Source organism: Mesorhizobium sp. CCNWLY176 (assembly GCF_037153935.1).
Taxonomy (GTDB): Bacteria; Pseudomonadota; Alphaproteobacteria; order Rhizobiales; family Rhizobiaceae; genus Mesorhizobium_M; species Mesorhizobium_M zhangyense.
The window spans coordinates 21,232-37,078 of sequence record NZ_JBBBDZ010000023.1 but is presented as its reverse complement, the minus strand read 5'-3'; the positions used below and the strand labels follow the sequence as shown (position 1 = coordinate 37,078).

General features: G+C 61.1%; 15 protein-coding genes. 14 read left to right on the top strand and 1 reads right to left on the bottom strand.

What is annotated here, in order from left to right; translation table 11 throughout:
• The first annotated feature begins 7 nt into the window (after nucleotides 1-7).
• The 6 genes from WBQ96_RS26270 to WBQ96_RS26245 all read left to right on the top strand — a co-directional run bounded on the left by WBQ96_RS26270 (nucleotide 8) and on the right by WBQ96_RS26245 (nucleotide 6,087).
• A complete protein-coding gene (locus WBQ96_RS26270; RefSeq protein WP_336552766.1) occupies nucleotides 8-1,261 on the top strand; it encodes an ABC transporter substrate-binding protein in 1,254 nt (417 codons plus the stop codon).
• Nucleotides 1,262-1,345: 84 nt separating this feature from the next.
• The gene (locus WBQ96_RS26265) at nucleotides 1,346-2,299 is read left to right on the top strand and encodes a carbohydrate ABC transporter permease (RefSeq protein ID WP_336552705.1); all 954 of its coding nucleotides are present in this window, start codon (nucleotides 1,346-1,348) and stop codon (nucleotides 2,297-2,299) included.
• The gene (locus tag WBQ96_RS26260) at nucleotides 2,296-3,240 is read left to right on the top strand and encodes a carbohydrate ABC transporter permease (RefSeq protein WP_336552707.1); all 945 of its coding nucleotides are present in this window, start codon (nucleotides 2,296-2,298) and stop codon (nucleotides 3,238-3,240) included. Before WBQ96_RS26265 ends, WBQ96_RS26260 begins: the two co-directional genes overlap by 4 nt.
• Before the next feature lie 3 nt (nucleotides 3,241-3,243).
• On the top strand, nucleotides 3,244-4,359 hold the full coding sequence (locus WBQ96_RS26255) for an ABC transporter ATP-binding protein (RefSeq protein WP_336552709.1): 1,116 nt from the start codon (nucleotides 3,244-3,246) through the stop codon (nucleotides 4,357-4,359).
• Nucleotides 4,360-4,369: 10 nt separating this feature from the next.
• On the top strand, nucleotides 4,370-5,401 hold the full coding sequence (locus WBQ96_RS26250; RefSeq protein WP_336552711.1) for a hypothetical protein: 1,032 nt from the start codon (nucleotides 4,370-4,372) through the stop codon (nucleotides 5,399-5,401).
• Nucleotides 5,398-6,087 (top strand): D-lyxose/D-mannose family sugar isomerase, encoded by a 690-nt coding sequence (locus WBQ96_RS26245; RefSeq protein ID WP_165113957.1) that lies wholly within the window; start codon nucleotides 5,398-5,400, stop codon nucleotides 6,085-6,087. The genes WBQ96_RS26250 and WBQ96_RS26245 overlap by 4 nt, the downstream gene beginning before the upstream one ends.
• Nucleotides 6,088-6,149: 62 nt before the next feature.
• On the opposite strand, the gene WBQ96_RS26240 is transcribed toward WBQ96_RS26245, so the two are convergent.
• Nucleotides 6,150-7,094, bottom strand: a complete 945-nt coding sequence (locus WBQ96_RS26240; protein ID WP_336552714.1) for a phytanoyl-CoA dioxygenase family protein — start codon at nucleotides 7,092-7,094, stop codon at nucleotides 6,150-6,152.
• A gap of 121 nt (nucleotides 7,095-7,215) precedes the next feature.
• Between WBQ96_RS26240 and WBQ96_RS26235 the strand changes: the two genes are divergently transcribed.
• The 8 genes from WBQ96_RS26235 to WBQ96_RS26200 all read left to right on the top strand — a co-directional run bounded on the left by WBQ96_RS26235 (nucleotide 7,216) and on the right by WBQ96_RS26200 (nucleotide 15,846).
• Nucleotides 7,216-8,082 (top strand): AraC family transcriptional regulator, encoded by an 867-nt coding sequence (locus tag WBQ96_RS26235; RefSeq protein ID WP_336552715.1) that lies wholly within the window; start codon nucleotides 7,216-7,218, stop codon nucleotides 8,080-8,082.
• A 185-nt stretch (nucleotides 8,083-8,267) separates the two neighbouring features.
• The gene (locus WBQ96_RS26230; protein WP_336552717.1) at nucleotides 8,268-9,494 is read left to right on the top strand and encodes a septal ring lytic transglycosylase RlpA family protein; all 1,227 of its coding nucleotides are present in this window, start codon (nucleotides 8,268-8,270) and stop codon (nucleotides 9,492-9,494) included.
• A gap of 165 nt (nucleotides 9,495-9,659) precedes the next feature.
• A complete protein-coding gene (locus tag WBQ96_RS26225) occupies nucleotides 9,660-10,775 on the top strand; it encodes a D-alanyl-D-alanine carboxypeptidase family protein (RefSeq protein WP_336552767.1) in 1,116 nt (371 codons plus the stop codon).
• A gap of 78 nt (nucleotides 10,776-10,853) precedes the next feature.
• Nucleotides 10,854-11,525 (top strand): dTMP kinase, encoded by a 672-nt coding sequence (tmk, locus tag WBQ96_RS26220; RefSeq protein WP_336552719.1) that lies wholly within the window; start codon nucleotides 10,854-10,856, stop codon nucleotides 11,523-11,525.
• A complete protein-coding gene (locus tag WBQ96_RS26215; protein WP_336552721.1) occupies nucleotides 11,522-12,577 on the top strand; it encodes a DNA polymerase III subunit delta' in 1,056 nt (351 codons plus the stop codon). The genes tmk and WBQ96_RS26215 overlap by 4 nt, the downstream gene beginning before the upstream one ends.
• 89 nt (nucleotides 12,578-12,666) lie before the next feature.
• On the top strand, nucleotides 12,667-14,217 hold the full coding sequence (gene metG, locus WBQ96_RS26210; RefSeq protein ID WP_336552723.1) for a methionine--tRNA ligase: 1,551 nt from the start codon (nucleotides 12,667-12,669) through the stop codon (nucleotides 14,215-14,217).
• A gap of 12 nt (nucleotides 14,218-14,229) precedes the next feature.
• Complete coding sequence (locus WBQ96_RS26205) at nucleotides 14,230-15,024, top strand: TatD family hydrolase (RefSeq protein WP_336552725.1); 795 nt, start codon at nucleotides 14,230-14,232, stop codon at nucleotides 15,022-15,024.
• A gap of 3 nt (nucleotides 15,025-15,027) precedes the next feature.
• Nucleotides 15,028-15,846, top strand: a complete 819-nt coding sequence (locus WBQ96_RS26200) for an MBL fold metallo-hydrolase (protein ID WP_336552727.1) — start codon at nucleotides 15,028-15,030, stop codon at nucleotides 15,844-15,846.
• The last annotated feature ends 1 nt before the right edge of the window (nucleotide 15,847 follow it).

Genomic DNA, 15,847 nt, shown 5'->3' with positions numbered 1-15,847 from the left:
ACTGCGTATGGTTACGAAGCTCGCCGCGGGTGTGGCGCTGATTGCTTTAAGTCTGGGCGGCGCCAAAGCTGCCGACGTCAAGGAAGTCGAAATGCTGCATTGGTGGACGTCGGGCGGCGAAGCGGCTGCACTGAATGTCCTCAAGGGCGATCTGGCGAAGGAAGGCTACGCCTGGAAAGACGTGCCGGTGGCAGGCGGTGGCGGCGACGCTGCCATGACCGCGCTGAAGGCGATGGTCGCAGCCGGTACCTATCCGACCGCCTCGCAGATGCTCGGCTATACGGTTCTCGACTACGCGCAGGCGGGCGTGATGGGCGACCTGACGGAGACCGCCGTCAAGGAAGGCTGGGACAAGTCGGTACCGGCGGCCCTGCAGAAATTCTCCGTCTATGACGGCAAGTGGGTGGCGGCTCCGGTCAACGTCCACTCGGTCAACTGGCTGTGGATCAACAAGGCGGTGATGGACAAGATCGGCGGCTCCGAGCCGAAGACCTTCGACGAACTGATCGCGCTGCTCGACAAGGCCAAGGCAGCGGGCGTCATTCCGCTCGCGCTCGGCGGCCAGAACTGGCAGGAAGCCACCATGTTCGATTCGATCGTCCTGTCGACGGGCGGCCCCGAATTCTACAAGAAGGCGATGAACGACCTCGACGATGAATCGCTGAAGTCCGACACCATGAAGAAGTCCTTCGACAACCTTGCCAAGATCAAGGAATACGTCGATCCGAACTTCTCGGGCCGCGACTGGAACCTCGCCACCGCCATGGTCATCAAGGGCGACGCGCTCGTGCAGGTCATGGGCGACTGGGCCAAGGGCGAATTCGTTGCCGCCAAGAAAGCCCCGGACACCGACTTCTACTGCTACCGCTTCCCCGGCACCGACGGCAGCGTGATCTACAACTCCGACATGTTCGGCATGTTCAACGTTCCGGATGACCGCAAGGCAGCCCAGGTTGCGTTGGCAACCGCCACGCTGTCGAAGAGCTTCCAGTCGGCATTCAACGTCGTCAAAGGCTCGGTTCCGGCCCGTACCGACGTTCCGGACACCGACTTCGATGCTTGCGGCAAGAAGGGCATCGCCGACCTGAAGAAGGCCAATGATGGCGGCACGCTGTTCGGCTCGCTCGCCCAGGGCTATGGCGCCCCGCCGGCAGTGGCCAACGCCTACAAGGACGTGGTCTCCAAATTCGTCCACGGCCAGATCACGACCTCCGAGCAGGCTGTCGAAGAGCTCGTGAAGGCGATCGACGACGCCAAGTAAGCCTTTGAACGACGAAGCCTCTCCCGCCACTGGCGGGGGAGGCACCGTCTCCGGATCAAAACGGCCCTGGGAGGGGACGGACCAATGAGCACGGTTGCCAAGACCGAGACAGACCTGACGCCGGTGCACAGCACGCGGGCGTCCGGGCGGGCATGGTTGCAGGATGCACTGCCGAAGCTCGTTTTAGCCCCGAGCTTTGCCGTCACGATTGTATTCGTCTACGGCTTCATTCTCTGGACGGTCTATCTGTCCTTCACCAATTCCAAGACATTCCCGTCCTATACGCTCACCGGCCCGCGCGCCTATCAGCGCCTCTGGCGCTGGACGTTCGAGAACGATCCGCCGTCGAGTTGGTATACGTCGATCACCAATATGGGGATTTTCGGCTTTCTCTATATCGGCATCTGCCTGGCGCTTGGCCTGTTCCTGGCGATCCTGCTCGACCAGAAGATTCGCGGCGAGGGCGTGCTCAGGCCGATCTACCTCTACCCGATGGCGCTGTCCTTCATCGTCACCGGCGTCGCCTGGAAATGGTTCCTCGACCCCGGGCTCGGCCTCGAGCAGACGCTGCATCAATGGGGCTGGACGAGCTTCCATTTCGACTGGATCAAGAACAAGGATTTCGTCATCTACACGGTGGTGATCGCCGGTGTCTGGCAGGCCTCGGGCTTCGTCATGGCGATGTTCCTGGCCGGCCTGCGCGGCATCGACGGCGAGATCATGAAAGCAGCGCAGATCGACGGCGCCTCGTCTTTCCAGCTCTACCGGCGCATCATCATCCCGATGCTGCGGCCGGTCTTCCTCTCGGCGTTCATCGTCCTGGCGCACCTCGCCATCAAATCCTACGATCTGGTGGTGGCGCTGACCAGCGGCGGGCCCGGCGGCTCGGCCTGGCTGCCTTCCAACTTCATGTATGAATACACGTTCAAGCGAAACGAGATGGCGGTCGGCTCCGCCAGCGCGGTCATCATGCTGATGACCCTCACCGCGATCATCGTTCCCTACCTCTATTCCGAACTGAAGGAGCGGCCGCGATGAGCGCCGCAGCCATTTCCGAACGGCCGAAAACCGGCGCGGGCGGTTCGCGGACGCTCAACCGCATCGTCATATACGGCCTGCTGGCGTTCTTTGCGCTGGTCTACTTGATGCCGCTGTTCGTCATGCTGGTCACCTCGTTCAAGACCATGGACGAAATCCAAAGCGGCAACATGCTCGCTTTGCCCCAATCCCCCACCTTCGAGCCATGGGTGAAAGCCTGGGGCGAGACATGCGTCGGCCTGACCTGCGCCGGTATCAAGGGATATTTCTGGAACTCCATCAAGATGGTGGTTCCGGCGGTGCTGATCTCGACGCTGCTCGGCGCGCTCAACGGCTATGTCCTGACCAAATGGCGCTTTCGCGGCGACACGCTGGTGTTCGGGCTGATGCTGTTTGCCTGCTTCATTCCGTTCCAGTCTGTGCTTTTGCCGATGGCGACTGTACTGGGCAGCCTCGGCCGCTTCGGCATGACACTGCGCAACGCCACGGGCTTCTCGTTCGGCTTCGGCAATCCGACCGTCAACCTGGTTTTCGTGCATGTCGTCTACGGTCTCGGCTTCACGACGCTGTTCTTCCGCAACTATTACGAGGCGTTTCCGACCGAGCTGATCAAGGCCGCGCAGATCGATGGGGCGAGCTTCTTCCAGATTTTCCGGCGCATCATGCTGCCGAACTCGCTGCCGATCTTCGTCGTCACCGTGATCTACCAGTTCACCAACATCTGGAACGACTTCCTGTTCGCCTCCGCCTATGCCGGCACGGGCGACGCGATGCCTATGACGGTGGCGCTGAACAACGTCGTCAACACCTCGACCGGCGTCGTCGAATACAATGTCAACATGGCTGCGGCGATGATCGCGGCACTTCCAACGCTGCTCGTCTACATTATCGCGGGACGCTATTTCGTGCGCGGGCTGATGGCCGGCGCAGTCAAGGGGTAAGGCATGGCGTTTCTCGAAATCCGCAATCTCGAAAAAACCTTCGGCAATGTGAAGGTGCTGAAGGGTATCGACCTGGAAATCGAGGAAGGTGGCTTCCTCGTGCTGGTCGGGCCGTCGGGCTGCGGCAAGTCCACGCTGCTCAATTCGATCGCCGGCCTCGAGACGACAACCGGCGGCACGATCAGCATCGGCGGCAAGGTGATCGACGGGCTGCACCCGTCGCAGCGCGACATCGCCATGGTGTTCCAGTCCTATGCGCTCTACCCGAACATGACAGTCGGTGGAAACATCGCGTTTGGCATGGAAATCCGCGGCGTACCCAAGCCGGAGCGCGACAAGGCGATCGCTCAGGTTGCGGAGATGCTGCAGATCGGCCATCTGCTCGACCGCAAGCCGAGCCAGCTTTCCGGCGGCCAGCGCCAGCGCGTGGCGATTGGCCGGGCGCTTGTGCGCGATCCGCAGGTGTTCCTGTTCGACGAGCCGCTGTCCAATCTCGACGCCAAACTGCGTGTCGACATGCGCACCGAGATCAAGCGGCTGCACCAGCGCATGGGCACCACCATCGTCTATGTCACCCACGACCAGATCGAGGCAATGACATTGGCAACCAAGATCGCTGTGCTGAAGGACGGGCTGCTGCAGCAATCGGGCACGCCGGCCGAGATCTACAACAATCCAGCCAATCTGTTCGTTGCAGACTTCATGGGCTCGCCGGCGATGAACCTGATCCCGGTGACGATTACGAAGAACGGTTCGGGCGTGTCGATTTCAACCAATCGCGACGAGATGGAGCCGCTGGCGCTCGGCATCCCGAACGCGCCGAAGGGACTTGCCGCGCATGACGGCAAGGAAGTGATTTTTGGTATCCGCCCCGAGGCGCTGACTGACCGCGACGGCGCCGACCGCAACGCAAAAAACATCGCCGAAAGCGAATGCCTGATCGAAGTGGTGGAACCTGCCGGCTCCGACACATTCGCCGTCACCCGTCTCGGCAAGAAGCAGGTGACCGCGCGTCTGCGCGCCGACGTCAATGTTGTTGCCGGGCAGAAGACGAAACTGGCCTTCAATCTCGACAAGGCGGTGTTCTTCGATCCGGCCAACGGCCAGCGGATACTCTGAGGAGAAGCCGGTGTTGGCGCCCAGTGATCAGGCCCTGTCGGCAGACGAATCCGCTCGATCTGCGGAACGTTCTCGTTGGGCGCTGTCCTGGGATCGCGGCCATGCGGAAATCTTCGCCATCGGCGGGTCGCTTCACAATCTGACACTGGTTCTGGATGACGGTTCTTCGGTGACGCCATTTGCCGAGGCGCCGTGGATTGACGATACGGAAATTGCCGCCAACACAAACATTCCCGCGCATCTGCGCCAGCTTGGCGGCGAATGGGCCTGCGTCCCGTTCGGCAAAACGGCGGTCGACCCGCATCACCATGGCTATGCCACGGACAATGCCTGGCACGTCACAAGCGAGACGGCGGCTGAGATCGCTCTGGCAATCGACTATCCATCGGATCATCCGATCAAACGGGTCGAACGCCACATTGCCGGTGTGCCGGGCGAAGCGGCCGTCGAAATCACGCTGACTGTCGAAGCGCGGGCGGATTGCCTGCTGCCGGTCGGGCTCCATCCGATTTTCCGGATGCCAGAGCAGGGCAAGAGGCTGCTGCTTGATCCGGGTGTTTTCTCGCAAGGCCATACATTTCCTGAAATCGTCGAACCAGGCGTGTCGCGCCTGAAACCCGACGATATATTCGCCTCGCTTGAACAGGTTCCGCTGGAGAACGGAAGCGTTGCCGATCTTTCCAGTCAGCCAAGCGGTCTTGCCGAGGAGATCATCCAGATCGACGGTGCGTCCGGCTGCATAAGGATTCTCTATCCCGATGATGGCTATCGCGTTCAACTCGACTGGAACCGGGATGATTTTCCCGCCGCATTGATCTGGCTCTCCGATCGCGGGCGCAGCGCGCCGCCATGGTCGAGCAGCTTTCGCGGTGTCGGCATCGAGCCGGTGAACGCCTGGTTCGACGACACACGTTTTGCTCCCCAGGCGCCTGACAGTCTTTCGCTTGGAAGGAATTTCACCGCCGGCGAACGATGGACCACACGCTACAGGATTTCCGCGTCCAGAATGGATGCTTCGACACATGAAGGAACTTCGACATGAAACGCTCCCGCATCAATGAGATCATCCGCGAGGGCGACGCCTTCATTCGCTCCTTCGGCTATGTCATGCCGCCCTTCGCCTATTGGTCGCCGGAGGAACTGAAGACGCGCCGGCCTGCCGGTATCGTCGATTCCCGCCTTGGCTGGGACATCACCGATTACGGGCAGGGCAAATATGACGAGCTCGGCCTGTTCCTCTTCACCGTCCGCAATGGCCGCGCCGAGGATCTGACGCGCGGCACCGGCATGCTCTATGCCGAAAAGATCATGATCTCGCGCAAGGACCAGCTGTCGCCGATGCACCGCCACATCGTGAAGGCCGAGGACATCATCAATCGCGGCGGTGGCAAGCTCGTTCTGGAACTTTTCATGCCGGCTGAAGACGGCGGCATCGATCGCCACAAGGAAGTAGAAGTTCCGACCGACGGCGTGGTGAGAAAACTGCCGGCAGGCGGACTGTTGAAGCTCGATCCGGGCGAGAGCGTGACCCTGCTCCCGGGCGTATGGCACGCATTCTGGGGCGAGGGTGGCGATGTGCTGATTGGGGAAGTTTCCACGGTCAACGACGACCTCACCGACAACATCTTTGCCGATCCGATCGGCCGTTTTTCCAACATCGAGGAAGACGAAGCACCGTTGCGCCTGCTTGTCTCGGACTACGACCGTTTCATCGACGGCAACGCCTGACTGCCGATTAAACGAACAAACGGCGGCCTCGCTTGACGCGAAGCCGCCGGTTTTGTCTCAGATCAATGCCAGTTCTTCAGGCCAAGCAGCTTCTTGCCGAGTTCAGTCAGTTCGGCGGTCTTGGCATTTTTCTTCTCCCAGTCGCGCGGGTCGCCGGGGAAGGAGGCGCGCTGCGGGGCTTCCAGTTCGCGCCATGAGGTGACGCGCGCGGTGCGCTCGACCAGATCGTCCTCGTCGGCCGGGAACATCGAGATGTATTGCGCCATCCGCACGCGGTCTTTGGAGTAGTTCGGGCGCACCCCGTGGGCCAGGAGTGTGTTGAAAATCAACAGGTCACCGGGATTCATTTCGATATTGGTTATGGTCAGTCCGGCCAGGTCCGGATGGTGCGGATCGCGGTCTTCCGGCTGCGTCTTCACCCACTCCTCGAAATTCGAAAACAACTCGGGAATGCACTGGAAGCCGCCGATATCGCCGTCCTGCTTGACGAGCGAAAGTACGCCCTGAACGCCGATCGGCAGCGGGCGCAGCGACGTATCGCTGTCCCAGTGGATGAAGCCGTTGACATTGCCGGGGGTCTTCTTGGGCGGATTGAGGTTGGCGCGGTCGATCGCCACCCAAAGCTCTTCCATGTCCCATATGTCGACGAAGGCGTCGTAGACGCGCTGCATCTGGCGATTGTCCCATAGATGCTGGTGATTGTAGATTTCCACCATGCCGGCGCCGTTGAGCTCCTTCATCTGGTGGTCGCGCCGCTGCGGCGCATACCAGGTGGAAGGGTCCTTCGGGTCCTTCTCGTCGAATTCCCAAAGCAGATCGACGAGCTGCTGCACATTTTCCTGCGGCACCGCATTGCGCACGATGACATAGCCCCTGGTGATCCAGTGCTGCCAGTCGGCCTCGCTCAACACCCGTAGCGGCAGCTTCTTCTCGATGTCCTTGAGCTGCGTCGTGACCTTTTTCGAGGTCGGGTGGGCGTCCTGTTTCAAATCCGTTGCATGCGCCATGGGTTTCTCCTCCATCTCAAACCATGATGATGCTGAAGGATACCGCTTGCTGGCCCCCAATGTTGTACTCGCACGGCACATACTGATACTATCTTGGCGTTTTGGATTGAAAGAAGCCAGAATGAAGCCGTTCCTGGAAAGATTGCGGCCTGAGCCGGGTACATCCTGGGCGATGCTCAATCGTCGCCTCGATGACGGGATTCCGTTTCAATGGCACCACCATCCCGAGCTGGAGCTGACGCTGACCTGCAATTCACGCGGCCAGCGTTTCATCGGCGATCACATCGGAAGCTACGACGACGGCGACCTCGTGCTGATCGGCCCGAACCTGCCGCACACATGGCATTCGACCGAGAAGATTGAAGACAGCGCGCCGCACGTCGCGCTGGTGATGTGGTTTCTACCCAGTTGGGCAAACACGCTGAGTGCCACACTCGTCGAATTCAGCGCCATTGCGTCCATGGTGGAGCGCGCCGCAAACGGCCTGAGGTTTAGACAGTCCTATGCCGACCGTGCACGTCCGCTGATCGAAGACCTGTTCTCGCGATCGCCTGACGAGCGCTTGCTCAGCCTTCTGCGTGTGCTCAACATGCTGGCGCAGGATGCAGGCGCCGAACCCCTTGCCAGCGCCAGAAGCGTTCCTGCGCGCGCCGGCGTCGATCGCTCGCGGCTCGACCGCGTGCTCGACCATATTCATCTGAACTACGCTTCAGGCCTGTCGCTTGGCGAACTGGCCGAGGTCGCAGCCCTCAGCCCGTCGGGCCTGCACCGCCTGTTTCGGAGGCATGCGCATGTTTCCATATCGGACTACATCATGCGCCTGAAAGTGGGCGAAGCCTGCGCAATGCTCTCGGGCACGGAAAGACCCATCGCTCATATCGCCGATGCGGTCGGATATGAAACGCTTGCCAATTTCAACAGGCAATTCAAGGCATTGAAAGGCCTCACACCGCGCGAGTATCGCAACAGCTTTCAAGACACGCGCTAATATATCGTGACCGGCGCTCGCCGCATTCTTGCCCGTTTGCGAACACAATCGGTTAATGGCGTGCTAATTAATTCCTGCGTAAAAGGAGAGTTGCGGTAGGGATGCCAGACGCTGTGCGGCGTTATTCGAGGCGTCCCTTTACATGTTCTGCGTAGGTGCATGAGAACGTCTGGGGACCATCACTAATGCTTATTCTGGCGCGCGGGCATTTTCGCCGCGCTTCCACCATTGCCATTCTGGCGCTTTCCGCCGCAGCTCTCGTGGCCTGCGCGTCTGCGCCGTCGAAGCCTGTTGCCGGCAAGAAGCGGTCCAAGGAATATTTCGCCGAATCCGAATATGGCGTGAGAGCGAGCCCTCGCGTCTCCAATTTGCGCTCCAACCTGCCGCGTGGCGGCGGTCGCGACCAGACCGGGAAGCCGTATATGGTTCGCGGCAAGATGTACTACCCGAAGGAAGACAAGGGCTACAAAAAGGTCGGCGCTGCCTCCTGGTATGGCGACGCCTTTCATGGTCGCCTGACTGCTAACGGTGAAATCTATGACATGACGCATCTAACGGCAGCGCATCCGACGATGCCGCTGCCCAGCTATGCCCGCGTCACCAATCTGAAGAACGGCAGCTCCGTCATCGTCCGCGTCAACGATCGTGGGCCTTACTCGGATGGCCGCATCATCGATTTGTCCAAGCAGGCAGCCGACATGCTGGATTATTCGCATGTCGGCGTCGCCAAGGTGCAGGTGGAATATGTCGGCCGCGCGCCGCTCGAGGGGCGTGACGATCAATACCTGATGGCCTCGTACCGGCCGGGCAATGCTGCGCCCGATCCTTCGGACGGCCTGCCCACCGGCGTGATGATCGCCATGAATGGGGCAACGCCAAGTGGCAGCGCTGCGGCAACGCCGTTTCCCGGCGTGATGACCGATGCGCCGCCCTTTGCGCCCGCCGCTGGCTCGGCAGCGCAATCGGTTGCGTTCGGCAATATCGTGCTGCCGGAATTCGGCCCGATCGTTCCGGAGCGCCCGCAAGGCGCACCGACGCAGCTTGCTCTTGCCACCATGTCCTATGCAGACGAGCGCATTCACAGCGCAGCCAACGCCTTCGCAGCGCTCGACGGCACGCGCATGTCGGCAAACGACGTCACGCAATCCTGGAAGCGGCTCAATGCGAGCCAGACCCCACCGGATGCGTTCGTGGCCTACGTCGCGGTCGGTACGTTCCATTCGAAGGGTGAGGCAGACCGCCTTTCCCGAGCGCTTTCTGCTGTCGGCAAGACAACGGTCGAGAAATCGATGGCCGATGGCGCCACGTTCTACACGGTCAGCCTTTTCAGCGATGGACGCACCTCGCTGGACGACATGCTCGAAACGGCTTGGTCGCACGGCGCGCCGGACGCGATGACGATCCGCAACTGATCCAGCTACCAAACACGTGATGCAAGGCTTGACGGCGAAAGGTTGATCCTGTCGCTGAAAGCCTGTTACCGTCCGTGCATCGTCCAGGCAACGGGACTCACCATGTCAGTCAGGTCTTCTCCCTTCGCTGCGGTTTTCGGCTTCGCGCTTGTCTTCTTGCTGTCTATGCAAGCACAGGCACAACTCTTTGAAACAAAAGCGAAACAGGCCTTCATGGTCGATGCCGAAACCGGTTCGATCCTGTTCTCGAAAGACGCTGACGCGCTGATTCCGCCGGCATCCCTGGCCAAGCTGATGACCATGGAAGTCGTGTTCAATGCGATCAAGGCAGGGCGCTATACGCTGGACGACACGTTCGCAGTCAGTGAAAACGCCTGGCGCACCGGTGGCGCAAGCTCAGGTGGCTCCACCATGTTCGCCAAGCTGAAGTCGACCATCCGCCTCGAAGACCTGATCCAGGGCGTCGTCGTGCAGTCGGCTAACGATGGCTGCATCATCATCGCGGAAGGCATGGCCGGTTCGGAAGCCAACTTTGCTGCGCTGATGACCGACCGTGCACGCGAACTCGGCTTGACCAAGTCTGTGTTCGTGAATTCGACCGGACTGCCGGCCGAAGGGCAGGTCGTCACGGTGCGCGAACTCGTGCAGCTCGGCATGCACATCTGGAAGACCTATCCGGAATATTACAAATATTATTCGCAGCGCGATTTCACCTGGAACAAGATCACCCAACGCAACCGCAATCCACTTCTGGCCATGGATATCGGCGCCGACGGCATGAAGACGGGCTTCACCGAAGAGTCCGGCTACGCCATCGTCGGCTCGGTCAGCCGCGACGGCCGGCGCATCTTTGCGGCTCTCAGCGGCATGACCAGCGACCGCGAGCGCGCGGAAGAAGCACGCAAGCTGCTCGACTGGGGCATGCGTTCCTTCGAGAAGACCGAGCTTTTCGCGGATGGAGAGGTGGTTGCTGAGGCCACCGTCTATGGCGGCGCCAAATCCGGTGTCGAACTGAAAGCCAAGGGGCCGGTTTCAATTCTGGTGCCGATCACCAACAAGGACCGTTTCAACGCACGCATTATCTACAACGGTCCGATCGTTGCGCCGGTGGAGGAGGGCACGCAGATCGGCACCTTGCGTGTTTCTATCGGCGACACGCTCAGCCAGGAAACGCCGCTCTATGCGGGCGAAAGCGTCGGGCTCGGCTCGTTGCATCAGCGCGCGCTGGACGCGGTCGGCGAACTGCTTGTTGGCTGGCTGCGCAAGGCGCCGCAGACATAGACCTTTCGGCGCGCGCGGCATAAGACAGGTTCGGCTGGTTCGGATCAATTCATCCGGCCAAACGAGGAATGGACTGAATTGGCGCGCGGACTTTTCATAACTTTCGAAGGCGGCGAGGGGGCCGGCAAGTCGACGCAGATCAAGCGGCTGGCCGACAAATTGCGCGCCAAGGGCTACGGCCTGACCGTGACGCGCGAGCCCGGCGGCTCGCCCGGCGCCGAGGCTGTGCGCCATGTCATCCTGTCGGGTGCTGCCGAATCTTTCGGCCCGAAAATGGAAGCGCTGCTGTTTGCGGCTGCCCGCTCAGATCACATCGAGCAGGTGATCCGCCCTGCAATCGAGCGCGGCAATATCGTGCTTTGCGACCGTTTCGTCGATTCGTCGCGGGTCTATCAGGGCGGAGCGGGCAATCTCGAACCGGAATTCATGGCCACGATCGAGCGTGTTTCGGTCAACGGCATGATGCCGGACCTGACTCTGATCTTCGATATCGATCCGGCAATGGGACTGGAACGCGCAACCGTACGGCGCGGTGATGAAGTCGCTGACCGCTTCGAGAAGGAAACGCTGGAGATCCACCGCAAGCGCCGCGAGGCCTATCTCGAAATCGCCCGCAACGAGCCCGAACGCTGCGTCGTCATCGATGCGGCGCAGAAGCCTCATGACGTCGAGGACGTGGTTACTGCGACAGTCTTTGCCGCGCTGGAAGCCCATGTGGGCGCCACTGGCGACCGGGCGCAGGAGGCTTGATGTTCGAACGCATTGCACCCGAACAGCACGACACGCTTGACGGCGTGCCGGAACCTTCGGAAAACCCGCGGCTCTTCGGACATGGCGAGGTGGCCGAGATGCTGGCTTCCGCCTACCGCGCCGGCAAGCTGCCGCATGCCCTGCTTCTCGCTGGCCCGCAAGGCATCGGCAAGGCGACGCTGGCCTTCCACCTCGCGCATCATCTGTTGAAGTATCCGTCGAGCCAATCAGCTCCGGCAGCACTTGCCAATCCTGACCCGGCGTCATCACTGTTTCGGCAGATCGCCACGGGCGCGCATCCCGCGATCCTGCACCTGACGCGGCCGCTCAACGACAAGACGAAGAACTTCAAGACGGTTCTGACCGTCGATGAAATCCGCAAGGTGAACCGCTTCCTGTCGATGACGTCCCATGACGGCGGCTACCGCGTGGTCATAGTCGATCCCGCCGACGACATGAACACCAATGCGGCGAACGCGCTTCTCAAGAACCTTGAAGAACCGCCGTCGCGCACCGTCTTCATCCTGATCGTGCATTCGCCGGGCAGCCTGCTGCCGACCATCCGCTCGCGCTGCCAGACGGTCCGGCTTTCGCCGCTGACGCCGCAAGACTTGATGAAGGTTCTTGCCAGCGCTGAATCGCCGCCGCCGGATGGTGAGCAGGCTCGTGCGGCCCTTGCCGAGCGCGCTGGGGGCAGCGCACGCGCCGCCATCCTTCTGACGCAATATGGCGGCTTGGAAATTGCCGAGGCGATCGACACGCTGGCGGATGCACAAGGGCTGGAAGTTGGCGCGGCGCACAAGCTTGCCGACGTTGTCGCCGCCCGCGATCAGGCGATCCGATTCGACATCTTCAACCGGCATGCGCTCGACAGGCTGTCGGATTCGGCAAGCAATGCGGCCCGCGCCGGCGACCTTGCGCGCGCAAAAAAGCTCTCCGATGCTTGGCAGGAAGCGCTAATGGCTATATCTGAGACGGAAACCTACAACCTCGACAAGAAGCAGCACGCGCTGACCATGATCGACCGCCTGAATGCCGCAATGCGAATGTGACGCTTGTCCGCGCCGGGATGGCAATCGCCGTTCCGATGCGTTATCTGACCGCGACATCTTTCCAAATGCACATTTTTGACGGCGCACTCATGTCACGCGAAAAATTCTATCTGACCACTCCCATCTTCTATCCCAACGGCAACCCGCATATCGGGCATGCCTATACGGATATTGCCAGCGACGTGCTGACCCGGTTCCAGCGGCTGGACGGAAAGGATGTCTTCTTCCTGTCCGGCACCGACGAGCACGGCTTGAAGATGCAGCAGACGGCCGAGAAGGAAGGCATCACGCCGAAGGCGCTGGCCGACAAGAACTCTGCTGTCTTCCAGTCGATGCTGAAGGCGCTTGGGTGCGCCAACGACGAATTCATCCGCACCACTGAGGAACGGCATTACAAGGCCTGCCAGGCCATCTGGGAACGCATGGCCGCCAACGGAGATATCTATCTGGACCGCTACGGCGGCTGGTATTCGGTACGCCAGGAAGCCTATTTCGACGAAGGCGAAACGACTGTCGGCGAAGACGGCGTGCGCCGCGAGCCGCTTGGCTCGCCGGTCGAATGGACCGAGGAAGAAACCTATTTCTTCCGCCTGTCGGCCTATCAGGACAAGCTTCTGGCGCTCTATGAGGAGCGGCCGGATTTCGTCGCACCCACCGAGCGCCGCAACGAGGTGATGAGCTTCGTCAAATCCGGCCTGCGCGATCTGTCGATCTCGCGCACGACCTTCAACTGGGGCGTGCCGGTGCCGGGCGACCCCAAGCATGTCATGTATGTGTGGGTCGACGCGCTGACCAACTACATCACCGCTGCCGGCTTCCCCGACACGGAAAACCCGAAATGGGACTACTGGCCGGCAACCCACATCATCGGCAAGGATATCGTGCGCTTCCATGCCGTCTACTGGCCGGCTTTCCTGATGTCGGCCGGCATTGAATTGCCGCGCCGCGTTTTCGCCCACGGCTTCCTGTTCAACCGCGGCGAGAAGATGTCGAAATCGGTCGGCAATGTCGTCGATCCGTTCGCGATGATCGAGCGCTATGGCCTCGACCAGATGCGCTATTTCTTCATGCGTGAAGTGCCGTTCGGCCAGGATGGCAGCTACAGCCACGACGCCATCGTCAACCGCACCAATGCCGATCTCGCCAACGATCTCGGCAATCTGGCGCAGCGCTCACTGTCGATGATCGCCAAGAACTGCGGTGGCGTCGTGCCGACGCGCGGGGCGTTGACCGATGCGGACAAGGCGATCCTCGATCAGGCGGATGCAGCCCTCGCAACGGCGCGCAAGGCCATGTCGGAGCAGGGGATTCATCACGCCCTTGCCGCGATCTTTGCCGTCGTCGCCGAGGCCAACCGCTACTTCGCGGGGCAGGAGCCATGGGCGCTGAAGAAGACCGATCCGGCGCGCATGGAAACCGTGTTGCACACCACCGCCGAGACGATCCGGCGCGTCGGCCTGATGTGCCAGCCCTATATCCCGACGTCTGCTGCAAAGCTGCTCGACCTGCTGGCGGTGCCGGCGGACGCACGCGGCTTCGACAAGGTGTCGGATGAATACGCGCTGGTTGCGGGCACGCCATTACCGGCGCCGGAACCGGTGTTTCCGCGCTATGTCGAACCGGAAGCACCGGCAGCGTGAGGCCGTTCTAAGATGCTGGTCGACAGTCACTGCCATCTCGACTTTCCGGACTTCGCCGAGGAGCGCGCGGCCATCATCGCGCGCGCCCAGGCCGCCGGCGTCAAACGCATGGTTACGATCTCGACCCGCGTGAAGCGGTTCCCATCGATCCTGGAAATCGCTGAACAATTCGATCCGGTCTTCTGTTCCGTCGGTACGCATCCGCACAATGCCGGCGAGGAGCAGGACGTGACGACTGAAGAACTGGTCAGGCTGTCGGCGCATCCGAAGGTGGTGGCGATCGGCGAGGCGGGCCTCGACTATTTCTACGACAAGGCGCCGCGAGACGCCCAGGCGCGGAGTTTTCGCAATCACATCGCGGCAGCGCGCGAGACGGGGCTGCCTCTGGTCATCCACTCGCGTGATGCTGACGCTGATATGGCGGCGATCCTCGAAGAGGAAACAGGGAAGGGGGCCTTCCCCTTCATTCTTCACTGCTTTTCGTCCGGCCGCGCGCTTGCCGAGACCGGCGTCAAGCTTGGTGGCTACGTCTCGTTCTCGGGCATCCTGACTTTCAAGAAATCCGAGGAATTGCGGGCAATCGCAGCCGACGTGCCGCGCGACCGGCTGCTGGTCGAAACCGACGCGCCGTATCTCGCGCCGATACCGTTTCGCGGCAAGCGCAACGAACCGGCTTATGTCGCGCATACGGCAAAAGTTCTCGGCGAGACATTGGGCGTCAGCGAAGATGAAATCGCCGCAATAACAACCGATAACTTCTTCAGATTGTTCACGAAAATGCCGCGGCCAGCCGCGCTGGGCGGTTGACGGATGGCGGATACGCTTCGCCTGACGATCCTCGGCTGCGGCTCGTCGCCCGGTACGCCGCGCATCACCGGAGACTGGGGAAAATGCGATCCTCAGAACCCCAAAAACCGTCGCATGCGCGCAGCCGCCATGGTCGAGCGCATCAGGCCGGACGGCGCGACGACGCGGGTGGTGATCGACACCGGTCCCGATTTCCGCGAGCAGATGCTGATGGCCGGCGTGAAGCGCATCGACGGCGTGATCTACACCCATGCGCATGCCGACCACATTCACGGCATTGACGATCTGCGCGGCTATGTCCTCGAGCAACGACAGCTGATGGATATTTACGCCGACCAGCCGACACTGGACCGGCTCTATGAAGCCTTCGGCTATTGCTTCAAGACGCCAGCCGGCAGTTCCTATCCGCCGATCCTGCGGGCGCATGAGATCGAACATTCCAACCCCGTCGTGATCGAAGGAGAGGGGGGTGCCCTCACCTTCATGCCGCTGCCGCAGATCCACGGCGACATCATCTCTCTCGGCTTTCGAATCGGCGATCTGGCCTATTGCCCCGATGTAAGCCATTTTCCGCCAGCGACCGCCGAGCGCCTGACAGGGCTGGATCTACTGGTGATCGACGCGCTTCAATATCGCACCCATCCGAGCCATTTTTCGCTCGCTGAGGCGCTGGAATGGATTGATACGCTGGCGCCGAAACGCGCGGTTCTGACGCATATGCATGTGCCGCTGGACTACGACACGGTGAATGCGGAAACGCCGGCTCATATCGAACCGGCGTATGATGGAATGAAACTGGAAATTCCTTTGGAATCAAACTGAA